The following is a 24,026-nucleotide window of genomic DNA, read 5'->3' as shown; positions in this document are numbered from 1 at the left end:
GCGGTTGAGGAGCCGCGATGTCGGCGAGCGCTTCAGCGTGCTTGCAGCAGGGATGGATCGAGCGGTGTCAGCCGGGCGGGGTCGAATGGCGACAAGTCAATCTCGCGCGTTGCGCCTTCAGCGATCAGTTCTGCCAGCGCTTCCCCCGTCGCCGGCGCATTGAGGATGCCCCAGACATTGTGCCCGGTCGCAACATAGAGGCCTTTGCTCCGCGGCACCTTGCCGATCAAGGGCAAGCCGTCCTGCGTCACCGGACGGAAACAGGCCTGCTGCGCGATGATCCTTTCGGGACGGAACAGCGGCGATAGCCGCTCGGACACGGTCTGCAGCCGCGCGATCGCATCGCGATCGGGCGTCACGGCGGCGGGATCGAGCGGCAGCGGTGCGATGTCGGAGAGAGCCGTGATGTGCGTGCTGCCGTCCGCGCGTGGGAAGACCTCGATCGACACCGCGCTGCCGTCTTCCTCGCTCTCCAGGAATAACGCCTCGGCTGGCGCGTCGGCGGCGGTGTCGTAGACGATGCTCGGGCTGCGCTGGCCGTAGACGGGGGGCAGGCTCATCCATTGCGCCGCGAGCAGTGACCACGGTCCCATCGCGATCACGACGGCATCCGCCTCGATGAGGTCACCATCGATCTCGACGCCCCCGGCTGTCATTCCGTCGGTGCCGCGCGTGATGCCGGTGACGCGGCCAGGATGAAGCTTCGCGCCTTGCGCCAGCGCTGCGTTCATCACGGCCGACGTGAACTTGCGGGGATGAACGATCGCAGTCGTCTCCGCCGTGCCGATGCGCTGTGCAATGACGACGCCGTCGCTGAGCCAGCCAAGCGCGGACGGTGCATCCCGGCGCGCGTCGCCGTCGGACGCAACGAAACCGCTATAGGCGGTCATCGTCCGGTAGCCCCAATCGCCCGAGATCTCCTCCGGCAGTTGCGCGTGAAGCGCAAAGCTGCGCCGGGCCAGCGCATCGAGCGGCGTGCCGGTGCACCAGTCTCGTGCCAGGAAGCCGCCGGCCTTGCCCGACGCGGCGGCCGCGACCTCGGTCCGTTCCACGACGGTCACGTCGATGCCGCGGCGGCGCAGGAAATAAGCCGTGCAGGCCCCGATCACGCCGCCGCCGCAGACCACAACGCGCATGTTCTCTACCTTGTCGATCCCGCGGCGCGCGACTTCATCAGCTGTGCCGTGTTTCAAAATGTTTCACGCGGGCGTCATACCCGGTGGATACGTTCACTGCGGCAATTTGAAGCCGCAGGTGGGGCTTCTTCTCATTTTCGTAGATCGGGTCTGGCGCAGGACAATTCAACGTTGCTGCCTGCGGCGAGCCTTGTTCTGTCCAAAGCTGTTCTGGGGAGCGACGATGACGAGACTTCGCGAAGGGAAGTTGGAAGACGTCTACGGCAGGCTGCGCAAGATGAGTTTTCTCGTGCTTGCAGCCTGCTTTGCGATTTGTTCGATCGTCAGCGCGCATGCTGACGATGACGACCGGGGCAGGGGAGGCGAGAGCCGGGCCTATGCCATCGGGCTGTGGGGCGATTTGCCATATTCCGACCTCCAGGCGCAGGTCGGCGTGCCGAATCTGATCGCCGACATGAACGACCAGAAGCTGGCCTTCACGGTGCATGATGGCGACCTGAAAGCCGGCAGCGGCACGCCGGGATCCGTGACTCCCACGACGTGCAGTGACGCTCTGTATCAGCAGGGGCTCGGATATTTCAATGCCTTGAAATCCGCCGCGATGGTGACCCCCGGCGACAATGACTGGACCGACTGCGACCGGCCGGCGAACGGCTCGTTCAACTCGCGCGACAGGCTCGACCACGAGCGGAAGGTTTTCTTCAGCACTGACTATTCCCTTGGCCAGCGGCCGATCAAGCAGCAGGTGCAGCATGACAAGCTGTGCCTCGATCACAACAACCAGCTGACCGGGTGCGTCGAAAACCGCCGTTGGATCATGAAGGGCGTCGTCTACGCCACGCTCAACATTCAGGGATCGTGCAACAATCGTTGCGATACGTTGCCGGACGACGCCGAATGGGCCGCGCGCAACAACGCCAACATCCTCTGGATGCAGCAGACCTTCGAGATGGCGAGAACATATCGCGCCGCGGCCATCATGTTCATCTCGCAGGCGGACCCGGGCTGGGATCAGTCGGACGGAACCCGCGCGCCGTTGCGTGACCCGAAGACGCTCGCGCAAACGGACGCCAATCCGGATGGTTTCCAGGCTTTCCTGGTCGCGCTGCGCGATGAGGTGGTCGCCTTCGGCAAGCCCGTCGCCTACGTTCATGGCGACTCCCATTACTTCCGTATCGACCGGCCATTCCTCGATAGCAAGGGCCGGCGGCTCGAAAACTTCGTCCGCGTCGAGACCTTCGGCGACAATCAGGCGAACGGCAACAACGACGTGCATTGGCTGAAGGTGTTCGTGGACGACCGCAGCCGCGAGGTGTTCGCGTTCCAGCCGCAGATCGTACCCGCCAATCGGACCGCTGTGCCGGCGCCGCCGAAGCGTGGCGATGATTAGCGGGCCGTGCCGCCTCCGGTGCCTGACCTCAGCTGAGGTCAGCCTGGGGTCGGTCAGATCGGGCGCCGGCGGATCGCGCCGGCGCCTAGCTCGCGTAACCCCGTTCCAGCGATTGACGCTGCCGGTGCCGGTCCAGCGCCAGATCGACGAGGCGGCTCAGCAGCTCGCCATACGGCACGCCCGACGCTTCCATCATCTTCGGATACATGCTGATCGACGTGAAGCCGGGCAGGGTGTTGATCTCGTTGAAGCAGAACTCGCCGGTTTTCCGGTCGAGGAAGAAGTCGACGCGGGCGAAGCCGCTGCATTCGAGCGCCGCGAACACCAGGGTTGCGAGTGACCTGACGCGCTCCATCTGTGCCGGGTCGAGCCTGGCCGGAAGGTCGACCCGAGCGCCATCGGGATCGAGATATTTTGCCTCGTACGAATAGAACTCGTGATGGGCGTTGGGGTTCAGCTCGCTGGCGAGGCTGGCGAACAGCGTCTCGTCCTCGAGCACCGCGACCTCGATCTCGCGCGCGTCGATGCCCTGTTCGACCAGCACCTTGACGTCATAGCGAAACGCATCGTCGAGCGCCGCTTCGAGCGCATCCTGCGTCTTGACCTTGTGGATGCCGACGCTGGAGCCCATGTTGCACGGCTTGACGAAGACCGGGAGGTTCAGGCCCTCGACCGCCTTCGCAAGCGATGAGATGCGGTCCTGGACGAAGGCCTTGCGGGTGAGCACGCGATAGGGCGCGACCGGAATGCCGGCGAATTCAGCGAGCCGCTTGGCGACATCCTTGTCCATGCTGACGGCGGAGGCGAGAACGCCCGATCCCACATAGGCGACGTCGGCCAATTCCAGCAGGCCCTGCACGGTGCCGTCCTCGCAAAGCGGCCCGTGGATGACGGGAAAGACGACGTCGATCTCGATCGGGACGGCCGCGCCTTGCGTGATCGGCACAAGGACGCCGCGTCCGTCGGGTCCCCTCGCGAGCCGCATCTCCGGCGCATCGGGCAGGATCGGCAACGCCGCAGCGTGCGCCTGATCGAGTGAACGAAGATCGTTCCATTGCCACCGGCCCGTCCTGTCGATGGAGACCGGGATCACCTCGAAGCGGGTGCGGTCGAGATGCCTGAATACCGAAGCGGCCGATTTCAGCGAGACCTCATGCTCACCGGACCTGCCGCCATAGAGAACAACGACGCGAATTTTGTCTGCCATGGCTCAATTATCACGCGCTCGATCCGGAAGTCACCCTTTGTTGCCCGATTCAAGCATCGACGGAGCGATGGAAACAATTCGGCGCCGGCGAGGCACGCCGGCGCCGTGTCGCAATTAAAGGCTTGTGCCGTTCAGCCTGGCCCCGCGCCTTGCGTCGCCGTAAACACGGCGTAGAGCGACTGGCTCGCGGCCATGAACAGGCGGTTGCGCTTGGGGCCGCCGAAGCAGATGTTGCCGCACACCTCCGGCAGGCGGATGCGGCCGAGCAGCTTGCCCTCCGGCGACCACACCGTCACGCCGCTATAGCCGACGGCGCGCCCGGCATTGCTGGAGGCCCAGACATTGCCGTTGACGTCGCAGCGCACGCCGTCCGGGCCGCACTTCACGCCGTCGATCGTGCAGTCGGAGAAGCGCTTCTGGTTGGAGAGCTTGTTGTCCGCCCCGACGTCGAACACGAAAATCTCGCCCTTGCCGCCGGGGCCGCTGTCGCCCGGTCCCTTGCCGGTCGAGACGACGTAGAGCTTCTTGAAATCGGGTGAGAAGCACAGGCCGTTCGGATCCGGCACCTGCTCCTCGGTGACGACGAGGTCGACGCGGCCTGAGGGATCGATGCGGTAGCAGTTGGTCGGCAGCTCGCGCTTGCCCGGTGTGAAGCCGGCCGGCTGTCCGATCCGCGGATTGAGCTTGCCGCCCGAATTGCTCGGGCCGCCGGCGACGTCGGGCTCGCCTTCGTACAACTGGCCGCCATAGGGCGGATCGGTGAACCAGTAGCTGCCGTCGGGATGCGCAACGACATCGTTCGGCGAGTTCAGCTTCTTGCCGTTGTAGTTGTCGCAGAGCACGGTGGCGGTGCCGTCGTGCTCATAGCGTGTCACGCGTCGTGTCAGGTGCTCGCAGGAGAGCTGGCGGCCCTGGAAGTCGAATGAATTGCCGTTGGAGTTGTTGGACGGGGAGCGGAACACGCTGATGCGGCCGTCGTCCTCGCTCCAGCGCATCTGCCGGTTGTTGGGAATGTCGCTCCACAACAGATAGCGGCCCTGCGCGCTCCAGGCCGGACCTTCGGCCCATAGCACGCCGGTGTAGAGGCGCTTGATCGCTGTGTTGGGCTGCGCGAGATCGTCGAACGACGGATCGACCGCGATGATGTCGGGGTCCCAGAAATAGGTTGTCGGCGCGCCGTTGGGGCCGAAATCGCGGGGCGGGGTCGTGATCGTCGTCGGCGGTGCGGCAGGCCCGGTCTGGGCCAGCGCGGGGCCGGCCATTGTGGCCGCGGCGCCGAGCGCCAGTCCCCGGACAAGTGTTCGTCGTGAAAGCGCAGCATCCTGGTCACGCGGCTCGTGGTCACGAGCCTCCTGGCGTGTCATCGCGTCCTCCCGGTCATGTTCGGCTGGCCGGTTGATCCGGCCGAGCGCGGCGAAGGTTAGTCTGGTCCGCGTCAGGTTGCGAGAGGCAGGTTCGCAGCCTCCGCGCGATGCCGCGAGATCGCCGCAACATCGCCGCATTGCGGGGCTGTGCGAGGTGAAAGTCGACAATTCGCCTCGCCCGCGAGCTGTTAACCGGGACCGGTTTTGAGACCTGTCAAGCCTTGACCTCGCGCGCGATGCTGGCAGAACGGTGTGCGGGGCAAATACCGGAGTTCTCTGTGTTAGCCGTTGTTGCACTGGTCATTGCGCTCGCCGTCGCATTCGCCGCCGGCTATTTCACCCGCGATCTCGCCTCCCGCAAGCGTCGGGCGGAGGCGCGGCGCTGGCGGGAATACAGCGAGCCGGGCTGGCTGCGCGCCACGACGCCCGCCAACACCAACGAAGTTGCGAATTCCAACGCGGTTGCGAAGGTAGCCACCGGCGAACTCGGCCAGATGCTGGATCGCTGGGAGAGCAGGGCCCGTGCCCGCCGCGCGGGATAGCTTGACGTTGCTCCGTCGTTCGGATGGAGCGAAGCGCAATCTACTCGCCGTCAGCCAGAAGTGCGCGTCACGCGACGCGATGCCGATCAGGTCAGTCTTCCTGACCATCTTTTAGCGTTGCAGTTGCGGCCATTTCTCGTCTAGAAACAGGCGCATCGGGCCTCCCGGCAACCAACCGTCAACGGTTTTGACCGAGGATTTGAGGGCTCAAAAGGGTCTGGCAATGCTGATTCGCGGCCAAATCGATGGGATTTCGGGGGAGGTGGCTCTGGCCGCCGCCACGATCCCGGCCGCGCTGCTGCCCACCCTCCTTCTTGGCGGCCTTCTTCTTACTTGCCCCTGAGGGCCGGCTGGGCGCCACGCGCCTGGGCGCTCAGGGGTTGGTCGAGATCACCGGACACCTCAAGCGCCCAGCACTGAACGGCGCAAAAGCTCAAAAGGAAATCTAGTAATGGCCCCCGTGAACAAGTCCGACAAGGACCGCGTCATCATTTTCGACACCACGCTGCGCGACGGCGAGCAGTGCCCCGGCGCCACCATGACCTTCGAGGAGAAGCTCGAGGTCGCCGAGCTCTTGGATGATATGGGCGTCGACGTCATCGAGGCCGGCTTCCCGATCACCTCCGAGGGCGACTTCCAGGCGGTCAGCGAGATCGCCCGCCGCTCCAAGAACGCCGTCATCGCCGGCCTGTCCCGCGCCCATCCCGCCGACATCGACCGCTGCGCGGAGGCTGTGAAATTCGCAAAGCGCGGCCGCGTCCACACCGTGATCGCGACCTCGCCGCTGCACATGCGGGTGAAGCTGAACAAGACCCCGGAGCAGGTGATCGAGACCTCGGTCGCGATGGTCGCGCGTGCCCGCAACCAGATCGACGATGTCGAATGGTCGGCCGAGGACGGCACCCGCAGCGAGATGGACTATCTGTGCCGCATCGTCGAGGCCGTCATCAAGGCCGGCGCGACCACGGTGAACATCCCCGACACCGTCGGCTACACGGTGCCGGAGGAATACACCCACTTCATGAAGACGCTGATCGAGCGCGTGCCGAACTCGGACAAGGCGGTGTTCTCGGTCCATTGCCATAACGATCTCGGCATGGCCGTTGCCAATTCGCTGGCCGGGGTCGTCGGCGGTGCGCGCCAGGTCGAGTGCACCATCAACGGCATCGGCGAGCGCGCCGGCAACGCCGCGCTCGAAGAGATCGTGATGGCGATCAACGTGCGCAACGACAAATTCCCCTACTGGAACAAGATCGACACCACGCAGCTCACCCGCGCCTCGAAGGTGGTGTCGGCGGCGACCTCGTTTCCGGTGCAGTACAACAAGGCCATCGTCGGCCGGAACGCCTTCGCGCATGAGAGCGGCATCCATCAGGACGGCGTGCTGAAGGACGCCTCCACCTACGAGATCATGCGGCCGGAAATGGTCGGCCTGAAGCAGTCCTCGCTGGTGCTCGGCAAGCACTCCGGCCGCCATGCCTTCGTGCACAAACTGGAGGAGATGGGCTACAAGCTCGGTCCGAACCAGCTGGAAGATGCGTTCACGCGGATGAAGGCGCTCGCCGACCGCAAGAAGGACATCTACGACGAGGACATCGAGGCGCTGGTCGACGAGGAGATGGCGGCCTCCCACGACCGCATCAAGCTGACCTCGCTGACCGTGATCGCCGGCACCCATGGCCCGCAGCGCGCGACCATGAAGCTCGACGTCGACGGCCAGATCAAGATCGAGGAGGCCGAGGGCAATGGTCCGGTGGACGCGGTGTTCAACTGCATCAAGCGCCTCGTTCCGCACGAGGCCAAGCTCGAGCTGTACCAGGTCCACGCGGTGACCGAAGGCACCGACGCCCAGGCGGAAGTCTCGGTGCGTTTGTCGCATGACGGCCGCTCGATGACGGCGCGCGCGGCCGATCCCGATACGCTGGTGGCCTCGGCCAAGGCCTATCTCGGCGCGCTCAACAAGATCGTCATGAAGCGCCAGCGCGACACGGTGACGACGGCGGCGGCGAGCTGACAAGCGAAGCTTGTCATTCCGGGGCGCCTCGAAGAGGCGAACCCGGAATCTCGAGATTCCGGGTCTGGTCCTTCGGACCATCCCGGAATGACGCCGGTTGTGGTGGCGAATAGCTGCCCTGCTAAGGGCCAATAGCGGCTCGGTCTCCCAGCCGCTATTGATGCTCGCGGCTATTGGATAAGGCGCCCCGCGTTGGGCAGCCCAAGAGAATAACAACAGGGAGAGATCATGCGCACCTTCGCGATCGCGGCGTCCGTCGCGGCACTGGCACTTGGCTTGGCCATGCCGGCATCGGCCCAATCGCCGATCATCATCAAGTTCAGCCACGTCGTCGCCACCGATACGCCGAAGGGCAAGGCGTCGGAGAAGTTCAAGGAGCTCGCCGAGAAGTACACCGGCGGCAAGGTCAAGGTCGAGGTCTACCCGAACTCGACGCTCTACAAGGACAAGGAAGAGCTCGAGGCGCTTCAGCTCGGCAGCGTGCAGATGCTGGCGCCGTCCAACTCCAAGTTCGGCCCGCTCGGCATCCGCGAGTTCGAGGTGTTCGATCTGCCCTACATCCTTCCCGACCTGAAGACGCTGCGGAAGGTGACGGAAGGCCCGCTCGGCGCGCGGCTGCTCAAGCTCCTGGACTCCAAGGGCATCACCGGCCTTGCCTATTGGGACAACGGCTTCAAGCAGATGAGCGCCAACAAGAAGCTGATCGCGCCGGCCGATTACCAGGGCGTCAAATTCCGCATCCAGTCCTCGCGCGTGCTGCAGGCCCAGTTCAAGGCGCTCGGTTCGCTGCCGCAGGTGATGGCGTTCTCGGAAGTCTACCAGGCGCTCCAGACCGGCGTGGTCGATGGCCAGGAGAACACCTGGTCGAACATCTATACCCAGAAGATGCACGAGGTGCAGAAGTACATCACCGAGACCAATCACGGCTACATCGGCTACGTCGTGATCGTGAACAAGAAGTTCTGGGACGACCTGCCGGCCGACATTCGCGACCAGCTGTCGAAGGCGATGAAGGAAGCCACCGACTTCAACAACGCGCAGTCGCAGAAGGAGAACGACGATGCGCTCGCCGAGATCAAGAAGGGCGGCAAGAGCGAGATCATCAAGCTCACGCCGGAGCAGGACGAGGCGATGCGCAAGGCGATGGAGCCGGTCTACAAGGATGCCGCGAGCCGCGTCGGCCAGCCGCTGATCGACGAATTCCTGAAGGAATCGAAGAGCACGACGAACTGATCCAAAGGATGCATGAATGAAGGGGCTTCCGTGCCAGGCGCGGAAGCCCATTTTTTGTTGCGAATGATTTCCGGTTGCGGCTGGAGGTAAAAATCAGGCGTTACATCTTCGTAAGGACGCCCTCCCTGTCCAAGTTGTAATTTGCGTGTCAGATGCCCCGGGCCCATCCTCAGCGCATCCTTCCAGAGGAGGTTCGCATGAGGAAATTCACCATCGCAGCCATCGCCGTGCTCAGTATCGCCGGCTCGGGCGCGGTCTATGCCCAATTTCATCGCCCGTGGATGGAGCATTTCCGCCACGTCCGGATGAACCCGGAAGACCGCGCCGCCTTCGTCGACGCGCGGATCGCCGCCGTCCATGCCGGGCTGAAGCTCAACGCCGACCAGGAGAAGCTGTGGCCGCCGGTCGAGGCCGCCGTGCGCGAATTCGCCAAGCTGCGCATCGACCGCGCCAATGCGCGCATGAGTGCCGCCCCCGGCGCCGCCGACAAGCCGGAGGATCCGGTCGCCGGCCTGCGCCAGCGCGCCGAGGACATGGCGGCTTCCTCCGCGGCCCTGAAGAAGATCGCCGATACCGCCGATCCCCTCTACAAGACCCTGGACGAGGGCCAGAAGCGGCGCCTCGCCGTGCTGACCCGTCACCGCGGCCCGTTCGGCGGCGGCGAAGACGGCCCGCCCCGCCACTTCATGGAACGCGGCATGGACCGCATGATGGAGCGCGGCATGGACCACTTCCATGGCGACCGTTTCGACCGTGACGGCGGCCCGGACCGGGATCGCGAGGGCCGGCTCTGAGCCAACCTGGACTTTCCAGGGATTAACCTTGGCGAAGCCGCTGGAATCCAGCGGCTTTTCGCTTTTTTGGGCCTGTGGAAGAACCTTGGAAAACATGCGCCACATCGCTTGCCAGACCCGGATCGCTTTGCTAAACGACCGGCCTCGCAAGGCATTCACCGCCTTTCGGGCGCATAGCTCAGTTGGTAGAGCAGCTGACTCTTAATCAGCGGGTCCCAGGTTCGAGCCCTGGTGCGCCCACCATTTAAAAATCCTTCCTCATCAATACGTTACAAGCGGCAATGCCGAGAAAATGGGTCTCGTGCGACGTTTTTTTGGTCGCACGTCGCACGCCATGCGCCAGTTGCCGATGCTCTGAATGTTCTCGGCCCGGAATCTGGCACGCGAGAACCGTCGATGGCAGGACGGATCGTAGGGGTATCGTGGCTTCCGCGCGAAACCAAAGGTCCGTGACGATCCGGACACGCCGTGGACGATCGATCTGTTGCCGGCAAGCAGTGGCGCGAAAGGGTGGACCATCCACCGCGCTTAGTTTTCTAGATCGATGCTTACGCGGCCGCTGTGGAGAGAGTCCCAGTTCGCTTCCAACCGTTCCCCAAGGAAGAGACGAGCCCAGTGCCGGTTATCCACGTCGCGCCGGAAGCTGCGACATTAGCGCGATCCATTAGTGAGATCGCGATTTCGCAATCTCCCGCGGCGGATCGCCCAGCGTTCATGGCTATGGCGCATCACGCGATCGAGCGCTGCCGGTGAACCCAAGGTCTTCTCGGGGACGCAGGCGATGACCGCATTGCGATCCTCGATGAATTGCTCATCGACGATCCATGTCCGCAATTCTTCACCGGCGAGTCTGGCTGCGATCCGGTCGGGTGTAGGATCGATGTCGTGCGCGACCGTTACGTTCATCACGATCCGGCCGCCCGGTGCCAGACGGGCGCGGATGGCGTCGCAGGTCTCCGCGTCAAACTCCTCCGCGTATCGGAATCCCGGTCCACCGACGTCGATCGCAATGCCGTCGTAATATGCGCGGTCATCGAATACGAATTTTCGAAAGTCGGAAACGACGCAGGGCAGATCGTCCGGTAGATCGAAATACCTGTGCGCGAGCACGAAACTGATCGGGTTGATGTCGACGATGGTCAATCTCTTGCCGAGACGCCACAGCCGTGTCGCGAGATTTCCGCCGCCACAACCCAGGACGAGGATCTGTTCGGACCGAGACAGAAGTTCGTCCATGAGCTTCACATAGGTGAAGACACTTTCTCCGTCGGGCGTGGCCTGACTTTGCCTTACGCCCTCCTCGAAGTACACGCGTGTTCCATCCCATGAACACTCGACGATGTCGATCTGTCCGTTCGTTCCTTGATAACGCCCCAGCAGTTTCACGGCAGGCAAAGACCTTAAGATACGGGCATTAGAACGCATGCTTTAAACATCTCTTATCATGTAATTTGCTAAAGAGCCAACCACTTCGGGTGCCGTTGATAATATTTCCCGTATTCTTCGATAGAAATTCGACACAGGTTTCTGGCCGCAATCCGGTTCAAGCCAGCGAGAACTGGCGGTGATATATTTTGTATCTAGATTGATGCTTGAAGCGGTAATTTGGATGGTGTAAATATATTCGATGAGAAATTTGCCGAAGGCCGCCATTTCATGATCACGGCCAATCAACTCAGGGCCGCTCGCGCGCTCCTGAATATAGACCAGCGGCAGACGGCCGAACTCGCCGGTCTCTCAGTCCCCACCATTCAGCGCATGGAAGCAAGTGACGGAGTTATCCGTGGGAATGTCGATTCTCTGATGAAATTGGTTTCTGCCCTGGAGAATGCCGGGATCGAATTGATCAATCCGGGGGTTACGAGTTCGGCCGGTGGTCGAGGCGTCCGTCTCAGGGAGCACGTCGCGAAGCCGAAAATGAAGAACATGAAGCAGTCCAAGCCCTCTACGCCGCGGAGTTTGGAACGGGTGCGATGACCCCTCGAGCCATTCGAATGACGGGTTTCTCGATCGAGGATGATGAAAACGCTGAAGACAAGCGTACTTGCAAGTGGTTTCTCACGCCTTGAGGCGCCTAGTGGCACTGCACATTGATTATGACCGGTTGGTCTTGGGGTCAGAGTAGCTCTGGCAGCAACTTTGGACCAACGAGGATCTCGATGCTGCGAGAGGTCCTTGGCTGCCTTCTGATGAGGCAAGCGCGCTGCAGTGTCAGCACCATCTGGTGAGCCGACGGCGGGCTGACGCGGAAATATTCCTGCATGTCGGTTTCGGCCGGGGGCCTGCGATGCAGCCGGGTCTAGAGGGATAAAGGCCAGATCCTGCCCCTGCTTGGGCGTGAAGGTTTTTGCCGCAGGACTCACGCCGGCCATGCGATTCAGTTGTTCGTGTGTGCCTCGAACGAGGAGGCACGCCACGAATGTACGCTATCGGGTCGAACTCAGGCGAATCGAGCGTACCGAACTCAGGGTGCTGCTCAGCGGCGGCAAGCATGCGTCGCGCAAGCTCAAGCACGCACGGATTTTGCTGGCCGCCGATGGCGGAGCCAGCGATGAGGCCGACGGCGTTGGATCGCGACTAGACGCGGTGGAAACGTCATCCCGATATTGTGCGAAAAGGATCGGCGTCATCGCAAGGACTATCCCGGTCTGAACGCACCCTGCGATCACGCCGGCTTGGAATAGCCGAAGGCGCCGCCACAGCCTCAAATGGAATTGGTGTTTTTGGCCGCCTGATCGAGTAGGGCGAGAAGTCCTTGCAAGATCGTGGTGGGCGGCGGAGGACAGCCGGGAATATGAAGATCGACGGGAACCACCTGCGAGACCCCTCCTACCACCGCATAGCTGCCGGCAAAGCAGCCGCCATCCCGGGCGCAATCTCCGACGGCGACGACCCATTTCGGATCGGGGGTCGCATGATAGGTGCGCTCCAACGCGTCGCGCATGTTCTTCGTCACCGGTCCGGTCACCATCAACACATCGGCGTGACGCGGCGACGCAACGAACCGGAGACCGAAGCGCTCGACGTCGTAATAGGCATTGTTCAACGCGTGGATTTCAAGTTCGCATCCGTTGCAAGATCCTGCATCGACCTCGCGTATCGAGAGGCTTCGGCCGAGGCGCCGTCGTGCCGCGCGACCGACGGCAGTTGCGAGCTCGGTCACCGCGGCATCGTCCGGTGACGGTGCTTGCTCGGTGAACGGCCGGCGAAACAGGCTCTCAAAAAGCAGCTTGCGCATCTGGTGCCGTTCCTCAGAGATCGTGGCCCGAATAGGAGCAATTGAAGGATTTGTTGCAGAGCGGGAAGTCGGCGATGATGTTGCCCTCGATCGCGGCCTCTAGAAGCGGCCACTGAAACCACGACGGGTCGCGCAGATGGCATCGTTCGACCTTGCCATCCCGCAAGCGGAGCCAAACCAGAACGTCGCCGCGAAATCCCTCGACGATCGCCATGCCTTCCCGCGCCTCCCGCCGATGCCCCGCATGCGTTCCCAGCGGGCCATCGGGAAGCCGGTCCAATATCTGGTCGATCAGCAGAAGACTCTGTTCAACTTCGCGCACGCGGATCCAGACGCGAGCATTGACATCACCCTCGTTCAGGACCGGTACATCGAAGCGCAGTGCGTCATACGGCGCATACCCAAGTGTCCGGCGTGCGTCGAATGAGCGGCCGGACGCGCGGCCTACGTAGCCTCCAACGGCATACTGCCTAGCCAGAGCGGCCTTGAGTACGCCCGTATCGACAGTACGATCCTGTAGCGATGCCGTATTGTCGTAGAGCTCGACCAAAGCAGGAAAGCGCAACCGGATGGTATGCAGCGTCGTCCGGATGATTTCTCTCCCTTCCTCAGTGAGGTCGCGGGTCACGCCACCGGGTACGATGATATCACGCATCAATCGATGGCCGAATGCGGTATCGGACGCGCGCAGGATGCTCTCTCGCAACACGCCGCAAAGGGCGTGCATCAGCGTAAAGGAGGCGTCGTTGCAGATTGCGCCGATGTCGCCGAGATGGTTGGCGAGCCGTTCGAGCTCTGCGAGCAAGGCACGCAGCCAAACCGCGCGATCGGGCACGACAAGCTGTAAGGCCGCTTCGGCCGCTCGCGAAAACGCAAACGCGTAGGCGACTGTGCTGTCGCCTGACACGCGTCCGGCGAGCTGGACAGCCCGTTCAAGATTGGCTCCAGTCATGAGCCCCTCGATACCCTTGTGGGTATATCCCAGCCGTTGCTCCAGCCGGGCCACAGTCTCACCGCTGGCCGTAAACCGAAAATGCCCCGGTTCGATAATTCCCGCGTGCACCGGACCGACCGCGACCTGATGCAGACCGTCGGCCTCCACCGGCAGGAATTGATAGGGGGATGCCTTCGACAACGCGTTGATGGGGTTTCCCAAGGGGAAGCGAACGGCCCAACAATCGTGATCGAACCACGGGCGAGTGTCGGGCAAGCCTTCCGCTGACAAACCAAACAGATCGTTGATGGCGCGCTCCAGTCGAAGCGCCGGCGGGTGGTGTTTGCCGACCGAAGGATAAGTGCGGTCGGGGCAATCCAGGCTGACGGTGGCGACTTCTGCCGTATGTCCATCCATAATCGCCATGTGCACCGTTGAGGGTTCTCCCCAAAGGCCAAGCAGGCTCCAGCGTCCATGTGCCAGCTCGCTTGCCGCAAATGTCCAAACGGAAGCATCGACTGTAGCTCGCGGCCACGGGCTGTGTTGTTGGACCGGGCGGCCCTCCAGCATGAGATCGATCAGCGATGGCATATCCTGTTGATCTCCAAACTATCCAAGAAGGCGTGCCACGTGTTGGAACCATGTGACGAGCGGCGCCGGAAGATAGAGTCCCGCAATCAGAACCAGCGAGAGATGGGCAAACATCGGCACGTAGGAAGCCTCGGCTGACTTGGTGCTGCCTCGAGGCTCGCCAAATGCGACACTCGTCAGGCGCAACGTCAAAGCGCCGAACGCCAACAACAGCCCGAACACCAGCACGATCGCGAGCAGCGGCTGGCGTGCGAAGGTCGAGCTTACGACCAGGAATTCGCTCATGAAGATGCCGAGCGGCGGCAAGCCGGCGATCGCGACGACGCCCGTTACCAGACCCCAGCCGAGCGCCGGATGGGTCGCGGTCAAGCCCCGGATCCGGGAGATTCGCTGGGTGCCCTTGATCTGCGATATATGCCCGACGGCGTAGAAGATCGCGGACTTGGTCAGGCTGTGCATCACCATGTGCAATAGCCCTGCGAAATTGGCGAGCGGGCCGCCCATGCCGAACGCGAACACGATGATGCCCATGTGCTCGATCGAGGAATAGGCGAACAGCCGTTTGATGTCGCGTCGGCGGTAGAGCATGAAAGCGGCGAAGAGGAGCGAAACCAGGCCCATCGTCACCATCAGGGGGCCGGGAGCGATTGCCGCTGGATTGGCTGCGAGCAATATCTTGAAGCGCAATAGCGCGTAGAGCGCGACATTCAGCAGCAGCCCCGACAGTACCGCCGATATGGGCGTCGGACCTTCGGCGTGGGCGTCGGGCAGCCATGCGTGCAGCGGCGCCAGACCGACCTTGGTGCCGTAGCCGAGCAGCAGGAATATGAAGGCGACGTTGAGAAGCGCAGGATCGAAATTCGCGGCATGTTGGATCAGAAGTGTCCAGACCATGCCGTCCTGCCCCTCGCCCATGACCGGACGCGCCGCCATATAGACCAGGATGGTACCAAACAGGGCGAATGCGATGCCGACACTCCCCAGAATGAAATATTTCCATGCCGCTTCCAGAGCGGCGTGGGTACGATATATGCCGACCATCAGTACCGTGGTGAGCGTCGCAATTTCCACCGCGACCCACATCAGCCCGATATTGTTCGACACGAAAGCGAGGTTCATGCCGAACATCATGGTCTGATACATGGCGTGGTAGAAACGCAGATAAACCGGTGTCAACCGCCCAGTCTCCAGTTCATGCGCGATGTAGCTGGCGCTGAAGATGCTGGTCGTGAATCCCACGAAGGTGTTGAGCACGATGAAGACGATGTTGAGATCGTCGACGAGCACGTACGGCCCCGGCGGCGGACGTTCGATGACGAACAACGAGAGGGCCGAAAGAAATGTCGCCAGGCTCGCCACGACGTTCAACCGGGCCGTCAGCCGGTAACCCGGCAGAACGGCGAGCAGCGCTGCCGAGCCGATCGGAATTACCAGGATGGCTGCGACCGAATCGAAGGAAGCTATGTTCATCGCCGTTCGCCCCGGTAGTCATCGAGCGCGGAGACGTCGACGGAATCGAAACGTTCGCGGATCCGGAACAGGAAGATGCCGATGACGATGAATGCGATCAGGATCGAGAAGGCGACGCTGATCTCAACCACCAGCGGCATGCCCTTGGCGCCGGTTGCCGCCAGCACCAGCCCATTCTCGAGCGACATGAAACCGACGACCTGGCTGACGGCGTTGCGACGGGTTACCATGACCAGAAGTCCGAGCAGCACGACCGACAAGGCAAAAGCGAGATCCTCGCGCGCCAATGGATCGGCCTCCGCGGTCACCCGCAGCATCAGCACCATTGAGAGGGCAACCAGTGCCATCCCGGCCAGCATGGTCGGGCCGATCCCCACGGCGGACTCGATGTCACGATGTATCCCAAGCTGCTTGACGATGCGATGCAGCGCCACCGGAATGACGATCGCCTTGAAGACGAGTGCGATTGCAGCCGTGATGTAAAGATGAGGCGCGTCCTGGACAAAGGCCTGCCAAGCGACGGACAGCGCGAGCACCAGGGCATGAAGCGCAAAAACGTTGAGCAGCGAATAGAGCCTGTCCTGGTACAGCATCATGAAGCTGATCAGGACGAGCCCGCCGGCCAGCGTGTGCGAGACGTCGAAGGAGAGGCTGTGCATCTGCATCAGAAGCTCTTTGACACGAACAGGAGGAGGGTGCCGAGCAGGCCCAGCATGAGGGCCGCACCGAGAAATTGCGGAACACGAAAGACCCGCATTTTCGCCGTGGCGGTCTCGAACAGCGCGAGGAAAAAGCCGGCAACCGCGAGCTTGACGAGGTAGGCGACGGCGCCGATGGCATAGGAAAACGGCCCGGTACCGAAGACTGCTATCTTCCAGGGAAGGAACACGCACGCGATCAGCGAGACATAGAGCAGCAGTTTGAGGAAGGCGCCGAATTCGATCATTGCGAGATGGCGACCGGAATATTCGAGAACCATCGCTTCGTGCACCATGGTGAGCTCCAGGTGCGTTGCGGGATTGTCCACCGGTATTCGCGCGTTCTCCGCGAGCGCCACCATGATGAGCGCGATCATCGCCATTCCCAGCGATACCCGTAAGCCGACATAGGACGAGGCCATGAAATTTGCGACCGTCGAAAGTTGGGTCGAGCCGGCAATCAGCGCCGTGCAAAATACAAATAGCAGCATCGCCGGCTCCGCAAGCGCCGCTATCATGACTTCGCGGCTGGAGCCGATGCCGCCAAAACTGGTGCCGACGTCCATCCCGGCGAGCGCAAGAAAGAAGCGTGCGCTTCCCAGCAGCGCCACGATGGCAATCAAGTCCGCCGTCCAGTTGAAGAGGAGGCCGGTAGCGAACGTCGGCACCAGGGCGGCGGCAACCCAGATCGCGGCGAAGGTTACATAGGGTGTCACGCGGAACAGCCAGGAGGCGTTGTCCGCCAGCACCACTTCCTTGCGGAGCAATCGCAGGAGATCAAGATACGGTTGAAAGACCGACGCTCCCTGGCGACGCACCAGGCGGGCCTTCATCTTGCGCACAAAGCCCGTCAGCAGAGGCGCCAGCAGCAGCACCAGAAGCATCTGCATGCCTTGCACAAGAATGTCCGACATCACGACCATATCGCGAGAACCAGAAGGAGTGTGACGAGGGTCGCAAAGACCAGGCTGAGATAGCGCCGGATGGTCAGGAACTGTAGGCGATTGAGTTTATCGGCAGAGAAGCCAACGGCGCCTGCTATCGGCTCATACATTCGCTCCCAGATCAGATCGTGCAATTCGATTCGCAGGCGCGCCGGCCTGATATCCCCGGGGGGCGGCATCTCGACATGATCGCGGGCGTGGAACACGAGCGTACCGAAAACGCGGCGGATAGGCTGAGCGAAGCTTCCGCTCGAATATTGGGCCGCGGGTGTCGGATCGGAAAAGCCACAGCCCCAGGCCGGCCCCCGCCTTAAGGCACGAGAGGCAAAGCGATGAATAAAGACGACGGCCGCTGAAGCGGATATCGCGATGAACACCATAACAAGCAGCCCGTTGTATGAACTGCGACTCTCCGCAATCGGCGCGATCGAAAGCCAGGGTTCGTTGGCCTGGATCGGCATGCGGCCGCCGAGGATCTGTAGCGTGATCGGCGAAAGCGCGTCGATCACCAGTCCCGGCAGAATTCCGGCCAGCAAGCAAAGTGCGGCGAGGATGAACATTGCCGAAAGCGAGTAGCGGTCGACTTCCTCTGCGGTTTCCGCCGCCACGCCGCGCGGACGCCCGAGAAAGGTCACGCCGTAGGCCTTCACGAAACACGCCGCTGCCAACGCAGCCGCCAAGGCCAATAGAGCTCCCACCGCAGGCACGGTGATCTTCAGCGCCCATTGCGGCAACTCCGGGCTCTGCAATACAGCCTGGAACATGAGCCATTCCGAGACGAAACCGTTGAAGGGCGGAAGCGCTGAGATCGAGACACAGCCGACGAGAACGGCAAAGCTTGTGTACGGCATGCGATGAATGAGGCCACCCAGCTTGTCCATGTCCCGTTCGCCGGTCGCGGTCAGCACGGCGCCGGCGCCGAAGAAAAGCAGACTCTTGAAGAAGGAGTGATTGAGAACGTGAAACAGAGCCGCCGCAAACGCGAGCGCGGCCTGTAGTTTCAGGCCGTTGGCCTGGAAGGCCAATGCAAGGCCGAGGCTTGCGAAGATGACGCCGACATTTTCGATCGTACTGTAGGCGAGCAGGCGCTTGAGGTCCTTTTCCATCATCGCATACAAGATCCCCATTACGGCAGTGAGGCCGCCAAGAGAAAGCACGATCACACTCGCCCACCAGCTCGGCTGTCCCAGGAGATCGAATACCACGCGAATGAAGCCGTAGATCGCGACCTTGGTCATGACGCCGCTCATCAGCGCCGAGACGTGGCTCGGCGCCGCGGGATGCGCGAGCGGCAACCAGACGTGCAGCGGCACCAGGCCGGCCTTTGAACCGGCGCCGAGCAACATCAGGATCAACACCAACGTGGCCACGTAGGGCGTATGTTGAGCCGTGCGAATGGCGGCAAATTCGTAGTCTCCCGCCGGCCCCGCCAAGAGGCCGAAGGCTAGCAGCAGGGCGAGCGTGCCGAAGCTCGCCATGACGAGGTAGACGTAACCGGCTTTCGCGTTGCCCGGTTCACGATGGTGCGCCATGACGAGCGCCCAGGACGCGAGCGACATGAATTCCCAACAAAGCAGATAAGAAAACGCATCACCCGCCAGCACCACAAGGTTCATTCCTGCCAGGAAGGCGGGGAAGAAGGGCAACACGCGCTGCGGCGCCTCCTCATGATGACCGTAGCCGAGACCATAGAGGCTTGCCGATGCCCCTCCGAGATTGACGACGACGAGAAAGAACGAAGCCAGTCCGTCGAGGCGGAAATGGGCGCCAAGCCACGGCAATCCGATTGGCAGAATCAGATCGGCGTTCGCGGTATCGCCCAGCAACCAGTGAATGGATCCTATCAACGCAATCGCAGACGCGGCTAATGTCGCGCCGTAGATGATGGTCGTGGCGATCGTTGAGCGGCTCAGAACAATCGCCAGAACTGCCGATCCAAGCATTCCGGCAACACACAGCATCTGCAAAACGACAGCCGACATTACCTGCGCGCCTTCATTCCGCTTGATGCTTTGTTCTCTATCTGATTGTTCAAATAGATCTTTGCCGATCCGGAATTGACTTTCAGCCGCACCCCGCGCCCCTCGGCGCTACTGACAGCCCCTTCGTCGATCAACTCAATGCCGGCGGTGTCGAGAGCTGTAATCAGCTTCACCAGCGAATCGACATTGCCCCGAACCATGGCCTCACTCGCCTCCATGCGCTGGATCGTTGGCACTGAAAGCCCGGACAGTTCTGCGAGCCGTCGCTGATCGATGCCGAGGAGCACCCTGGCCGCCCGCAATTGAGCCGCTGTGATCATCGATCGCCCCACCACCCGATTCGAACGAACACCAAACGTCATCATTCTATCGTAACTAGTCATGTTATAATGTCAATATGTGATAGTTAAAACATCTAATCTAAACGAAATGTCATCGCGGGCTGTCGGCATCCAATCCTGATGCGTCGGGAGCCAATATGAGTTCGGCACCCGCGTGCGAGCTCATCGACCATACGTTTGAGGTTGTCGTCGCGGGCGGTGCCGGTTTGCGCGCCACCCAGGGCGCCGTCGGGGGCGGGCCTGACGACCGCCTGCATCACAAGGTGTTTGCGACCCGCAGCGATACTGTCGTCGAACGGCTCGGGCCCGCAATGGCCCGGACGATCGATGCAAGTCGCCGCGTATCGTCGCGATTGTTCCTGACCTCGACGTTCGCGTTGCCGCGCCTCCACCACGCCGCCGGACCGATCGTATGGCCACCTCGACCTTCGTCGGGGGCGACGAACGAGGGCTTGGCTTGCCCATTGAACAACGTTAGATGTAAGCGATCGTGTTATCCGTGGTTAAGTTGTTGTCTCAATCTGTTGCGCGAGTCGCGGGACCAGGCAAATCCTGCATGGTTCCCGGTTGGGATTCAGGCTGTCCTGGCTGGGTGTGGAGTCTGGGTCATGACCATTGCGATTGCGAAAGCGCCTGACGAGACTGCAGACATAACGAGCGGCAATGATCCTGATCTTCCGGCGTCGCTGCTTTCCTTCATTCTGGTAGCCAAATTCCTTGGCGTCCCGGCCGACGCTGGTCAGATCGCTCACGACCATGGCTCGCCGGGCGAGCGATACCAGCTTGAGGACCTCGCCCGGATCGCCAAGCGGCTGAAGATCGTCGCCAAGGTGAAGCCTGCGGCCACTGAGGCGCTTCACAAGGTCCCATTGCCTGCGCTCGCCGAATTGGAGGGCGGCGAAGCCGTCGTTCTGCTCAAGATCGACCAGCAGCCGGCTGGATCGCGCTTCCTGATCCAGCGCGGCAATGGCGGGCGCCCCGAGGTGTGGTCGGCGGACGATTTTGGCGGCCGGTATGCCGGACGGCTGCTGCTCATGACGACGCGCGAGCTGATGGCGGGGGCGACGCGCCCCTTCGACATCAGCTGGTTCATTCCTGCGCTCGTGAAATACCGGGGGCCGCTGCGCGACGTGCTGATCGGGTCCTTCTTCCTGCAACTGATGGGACTGATTTCACCTATCTTCTTCCAGCTCGTCATCGACAAGGTGCTCGTCCACCAGTCGCTGACGACGCTCGACGTGCTGGCGGTGGGGCTCTCTGCAGTGCTGATCTTCGAGACCGGATTATCGGCGCTGCGCAACTGGCTGTTTGCTCACCCCACCAATCGCGTCGACAGCGAGCTTTCGGCGCAGCTGTTCCGGCATCTTCTCAACCTGCCGCTGTCGTATTTCGAGGCACGCCGTGTCGGCGACAGCGTTGCCCGCGTGCGCGAGCTCGACCGCATTCGCGAGTTCCTGACCTCGAATGCCGTCACCGTGGTGATCGATCTCTTCTTCACCATCGTCTTCTTCGGCGTCATGTACGCCTATAGTCCGCTATTGACCCTGGTCGTCACGCTGTCGATCCCCCTCTATGTCGCGATCTCGGTGATCGTGACGCCGCCGCTGCGCGCCCGTCTCGACGAGAAATTCAAACGCGGCGCGGAGAACCAGTCCTTCCTCGTCGAAAGCGTCACGGGGATCGGCACGCTGAAGGCGATGGCGGTCGACAATCTGACGGGCCGCGAGGGCCAGTCCACGCGCTTTGCTAGGCGCTGTACATGGCATCGCGGAGAGTCTCTACGAGCGGTTTGTCGGGGAGGGAATGTCGAAGGACAGCGCCTTCCTCAACACCGCGGAGTCGATCACCGGGCCTATCAGTAAGACGATCTCGCGCTCCCGTCTGAAGGCAGTGTACGAGCAGCTTGAGGACAAGGAGAAGGCGGCGTTCCGCGCCGCCTACAACGCCTCGTACCATCCGTGCCGTGAGATTCTCGAGGAGATCTACGACGACGTTGCCTCGGGCAACGAGGTGCGCAGCGTCATACAGGCAACCCGCCGCCACGGCATCTATCCGATGCGTAACATCGACACCGCCGAAATGTGGACCGTCGGCGATAAGGTGCGCGTTGATAAGGAGCGCAACTATGCGCCAGTCAATCCGGAAACCGCCGGTGTCTATCTAGCCTGCATGATGGCGCAGGTCGATGTGCTAAAGGATCACGGCCACCCGTATTCGGAGATCGCCAATGAATCAATCATCGAGGCGGTCGACTCGCTCAATCCCTATATGAGCCATAAGGGCGTGTCATACATGGTCGACAATTGCTCGACCACGGCGCGGCTCGGCGCCCGCAAGTGGGCGTCGCGTTTTGATTATATTCTGAAGCAACAGGCCTTCCCCATAATCGGGGGGCCTCGGTAGGCGACAACACTCCGCTCGACAAGTTCCTCGCCAGCGACATCCACGAGGTGCTTGCGGTCTGCGCCGAACTGCGCCCGTCGGTTGATATCTCCTTAGTGCCGCGGTGAGATACTGGACCGGGCCTCGCGCATATGACGTTGCGCCGTGGGCGCGGCGTTGTGGTCGGCCGGAAGGTCGGCGAGCCGTTTTCCACCGACTCTGTCTCCCCTCATTGGCTCGACGGGAACGAATCCTTACGCGGCAAGACCGAAGCGCTCTGAGCAAGCTCGGTCAACATCACTTTGACGGCGATCCCGCGGACGTTCTTCGCTAGAGGCGCCTACGTGCTGTTCGTCTCGCGACGGCCTAGACGTGGATCGCGTGGCCGAGTGCCTTGAAGGCCGCTTCCTGAATGGCTTCGCCCAGCGTGGGATGCGCGTGGATCGTGCCGGCGATGTCCTGCAGGACCGCGCCCATCTCGATCGCCAGGCCGAATGCGGCAGAAAGCTCCGAGACGCCCTGTCCAACCGCCTGGATACCGAGAACGCGTTGATTGTCGGCCCTGGCGACGACGCGCACAAAGCCGGGCTCGCCATGGCGCGTCATCGCGCGGCCATTGGCTGCAAAGGGAAATTGTCCGACCTTGATGTTGATGCCGGCCCGGCGAGCCTCGTCCGGTGACAAGCCCGCGGAGACGATCTCAGGATCGGTGAAGCAGATCGCCGGGATGCAGCGCTTGTCCCACGCGCGTGGCATGCCGGCTGCGATTTCCGCCACCATCTCGCCCTGCGCCATGGCGCGATGGGCCAGCATCGGCTCTCCCGTGACATCGCCGATCGCGTAGATGCCGCGCATCGAGGTCTCGCAATGCTGGCCGATACGGATGAAGCAACCATCCATGTCGAGGACGAGTTGCTCCAGCCCCAATGCCTCGGTGACCGGCGTGCGCCCGACCGTGACGAGAATCTTGTCAGCCGTCAGGCTGCGCTCCTGGCCATCGGGCGTCTCGACGCGCAATCCGTCGCCCTGAGCGGTCAGGCCGAGCGCCCGGGCACCGGTCAGCACCTCGACGCCGAGCGCGGTCAAGCGTCTGGCGATCGGTGCCGTCAACTCGACGTCGTAGAGCGGCAGGATGTTGTCCTGCGCTTCCACCACGGCAACCTTGCTCCCCAGCTTGGCGAAGGCGGTCCCGAGCTCGAGCCCGATATAGCCGCCGCCGACGACAACGAGGGATTTTGGCACCTCCGCGAGCGAGAGTGCACCGGTCGAGGAGATGACCCTGCCGCCGAACGGCAGGGTCGGCAGCTCGACAGGAGCCGAGCCGGTCGCGATCACCACCGTCTCGGCCTTGATCGTCTTCGGGCCGGTCTCGGTCTCGACGACGATCGTCTTGCCGTCGCGGAAGCGTCCATGGCCCTGGACGATCTTGACCTTGGCCTTGCGGAGCAGCGCAGCGACGCCGTTGTTCAGCCGATGAACGATACCGTCCTTCCAGGCGATCGCCTGCTTGAAGTCGAGCGCAGGTTGCGCCGCCGTCAGGCCAAAGGGAGTCTTGCCATCAGCTGCCTCCGCCAGCTTCTCGAATTCCTCGGCAACATGAATCATCGCCTTCGAAGGAATGCAGCCGACGTTCAGGCAGCTTCCGCCGAGCTTGCCGCGTTCGACGAGAACGGTGTCGAGGCCGAGCTGGCCGGCGCGGATCGCGCACACATAGCCGCCGGGCCCGGCACCGACTACGAGGAGCTGACAGGTGATTTCGGTCATTG

General features: G+C 62.3%; 20 protein-coding genes and 1 tRNA gene. 9 read left to right on the top strand and 12 right to left on the bottom strand.

Annotation, left to right across the window (positions count from 1 at the left end):
- Nucleotides 1–32 precede the first annotated feature (32 nt).
- Nucleotides 33–1,136 (bottom strand): NAD(P)/FAD-dependent oxidoreductase, encoded by a 1,104-nt coding sequence (locus WN73_RS01540; RefSeq protein WP_271551256.1) that lies wholly within the window; start codon nt 1,134–1,136, stop codon nt 33–35.
- Nucleotides 1,137–1,359: 223 nt separating this feature from the next.
- Here WN73_RS01540 and WN73_RS01535 point away from each other — a divergent pair, with 223 nt between their 5' ends.
- Nucleotides 1,360–2,526, top strand: a complete 1,167-nt coding sequence (locus WN73_RS01535) for a hypothetical protein (protein ID WP_244647667.1) — start codon at nt 1,360–1,362, stop codon at nt 2,524–2,526.
- Nucleotides 2,527–2,611: 85 nt separating this feature from the next.
- Here the strand turns inward: WN73_RS01535 and WN73_RS01530 are convergent, their stop codons facing one another.
- A complete protein-coding gene (locus WN73_RS01530) occupies nt 2,612–3,733 on the bottom strand; it encodes a D-alanine--D-alanine ligase family protein (RefSeq protein WP_271551250.1) in 1,122 nt (373 codons plus the stop codon).
- A 131-nt stretch (nt 3,734–3,864) separates the two neighbouring features.
- Nucleotides 3,865–5,097, bottom strand: coding sequence for an SMP-30/gluconolactonase/LRE family protein (locus tag WN73_RS01525; RefSeq protein WP_271551248.1), 1,233 nt, complete (start codon nt 5,095–5,097; stop codon nt 3,865–3,867).
- 278 nt (nt 5,098–5,375) lie between these two features.
- Here WN73_RS01525 and WN73_RS01520 point away from each other — a divergent pair, with 278 nt between their 5' ends.
- The 5 genes from WN73_RS01520 (at nt 5,376) to WN73_RS01500 (ending at nt 9,923) form a co-directional block, all read left to right on the top strand.
- Entirely contained in the window at nt 5,376–5,639 is a 264-nt protein-coding gene (locus WN73_RS01520) for a hypothetical protein (RefSeq protein WP_028176124.1), read from the top strand.
- A 451-nt stretch (nt 5,640–6,090) separates the two neighbouring features.
- Nucleotides 6,091–7,653, top strand: coding sequence for a 2-isopropylmalate synthase (locus WN73_RS01515; RefSeq protein WP_011089175.1), 1,563 nt, complete (start codon nt 6,091–6,093; stop codon nt 7,651–7,653).
- Between the two features lie 228 nt (nt 7,654–7,881).
- Complete coding sequence (locus WN73_RS01510) at nt 7,882–8,886, top strand: TRAP transporter substrate-binding protein (protein ID WP_028176123.1); 1,005 nt, start codon at nt 7,882–7,884, stop codon at nt 8,884–8,886.
- Nucleotides 8,887–9,083: 197 nt separating this feature from the next.
- The gene (locus WN73_RS01505; protein ID WP_271551241.1) at nt 9,084–9,680 is read left to right on the top strand and encodes a Spy/CpxP family protein refolding chaperone; all 597 of its coding nucleotides are present in this window, start codon (nt 9,084–9,086) and stop codon (nt 9,678–9,680) included.
- Between the two features lie 167 nt (nt 9,681–9,847).
- Nucleotides 9,848–9,923: transfer RNA gene (locus WN73_RS01500), tRNA-Lys, on the top strand.
- Between the two features lie 408 nt (nt 9,924–10,331).
- On the opposite strand, the gene WN73_RS01495 is transcribed toward WN73_RS01500, so the two are convergent.
- Nucleotides 10,332–11,066, bottom strand: coding sequence for a spermidine synthase (locus WN73_RS01495; RefSeq protein WP_271551239.1), 735 nt, complete (start codon nt 11,064–11,066; stop codon nt 10,332–10,334).
- A gap of 270 nt (nt 11,067–11,336) precedes the next feature.
- Between WN73_RS01495 and WN73_RS01490 the strand changes: the two genes are divergently transcribed.
- Nucleotides 11,337–11,657, top strand: coding sequence for a helix-turn-helix domain-containing protein (locus WN73_RS01490; RefSeq protein WP_011089086.1), 321 nt, complete (start codon nt 11,337–11,339; stop codon nt 11,655–11,657).
- A gap of 727 nt (nt 11,658–12,384) precedes the next feature.
- Here the strand turns inward: WN73_RS01490 and WN73_RS01475 are convergent.
- The 7 genes from WN73_RS01475 to WN73_RS01445 are packed head-to-tail and all read right to left on the bottom strand — an operon-like array spanning nt 12,385 to nt 19,857.
- On the bottom strand, nt 12,385–12,918 hold the full coding sequence (locus WN73_RS01475; protein ID WP_271551237.1) for an NADH-quinone oxidoreductase subunit B family protein: 534 nt from the start codon (nt 12,916–12,918) through the stop codon (nt 12,385–12,387).
- Between the two features lie 13 nt (nt 12,919–12,931).
- Entirely contained in the window at nt 12,932–14,443 is a 1,512-nt protein-coding gene (locus WN73_RS01470) for a hydrogenase large subunit (RefSeq protein WP_271551235.1), read from the bottom strand.
- 18 nt (nt 14,444–14,461) lie between these two features.
- Nucleotides 14,462–15,913, bottom strand: coding sequence for a hydrogenase 4 subunit F (locus WN73_RS01465; protein ID WP_110116924.1), 1,452 nt, complete (start codon nt 15,911–15,913; stop codon nt 14,462–14,464).
- Nucleotides 15,910–16,572 carry a hydrogenase-4 component E gene (locus WN73_RS01460; RefSeq protein WP_027548289.1) on the bottom strand — a complete coding sequence of 221 codons (663 nt, stop codon included), beginning with the start codon at nt 16,570–16,572 and terminating at the stop codon, nt 15,910–15,912. Before WN73_RS01460 ends, WN73_RS01465 begins: the two co-directional genes overlap by 4 nt.
- Before the next feature lie 5 nt (nt 16,573–16,577).
- Complete coding sequence (locus WN73_RS01455; protein ID WP_028176117.1) at nt 16,578–17,534, bottom strand: respiratory chain complex I subunit 1 family protein; 957 nt, start codon at nt 17,532–17,534, stop codon at nt 16,578–16,580.
- Entirely contained in the window at nt 17,525–19,537 is a 2,013-nt protein-coding gene (hyfB, locus tag WN73_RS01450) for a hydrogenase 4 subunit B (RefSeq protein ID WP_271551230.1), read from the bottom strand. The genes WN73_RS01455 and hyfB overlap by 10 nt, the downstream gene beginning before the upstream one ends.
- Nucleotides 19,537–19,857, bottom strand: coding sequence for a helix-turn-helix domain-containing protein (locus tag WN73_RS01445; protein ID WP_028176116.1), 321 nt, complete (start codon nt 19,855–19,857; stop codon nt 19,537–19,539). The genes hyfB and WN73_RS01445 overlap by 1 nt, the downstream gene beginning before the upstream one ends.
- Nucleotides 19,858–20,189: 332 nt before the next feature.
- Between WN73_RS01445 and WN73_RS01440 the strand changes: the two genes are divergently transcribed.
- Together WN73_RS01440 and WN73_RS01435 are read left to right on the top strand one after the other, a co-directional pair.
- Nucleotides 20,190–21,740, top strand: a complete 1,551-nt coding sequence (locus WN73_RS01440; RefSeq protein ID WP_271551227.1) for an ABC transporter transmembrane domain-containing protein — start codon at nt 20,190–20,192, stop codon at nt 21,738–21,740.
- Nucleotides 21,622–22,281: a hypothetical protein gene (locus WN73_RS01435; RefSeq protein ID WP_271551225.1), complete on the top strand. Its 660-nt coding sequence runs from the start codon at nt 21,622–21,624 to the stop codon at nt 22,279–22,281. Before WN73_RS01440 ends, WN73_RS01435 begins: the two co-directional genes overlap by 119 nt.
- 345 nt (nt 22,282–22,626) lie before the next feature.
- Here WN73_RS01435 and lpdA read toward each other — a convergent pair whose 3' ends face one another.
- Complete coding sequence (lpdA, locus tag WN73_RS01430) at nt 22,627–24,024, bottom strand: dihydrolipoyl dehydrogenase (protein ID WP_271551223.1); 1,398 nt, start codon at nt 24,022–24,024, stop codon at nt 22,627–22,629.
- Between the last annotated feature and the right edge of the window lie 2 nt (nt 24,025–24,026).

The sequence above is a fragment of the Bradyrhizobium sp. CCBAU 45394 genome, from assembly GCF_028128655.1.
In the GTDB taxonomy this organism is placed as follows: Bacteria; Pseudomonadota; Alphaproteobacteria; order Rhizobiales; family Xanthobacteraceae; genus Bradyrhizobium; species Bradyrhizobium diazoefficiens.
Note: the sequence above shows the minus strand (reverse complement) of the source record. Positions and strands in the feature narration are given on the sequence as shown.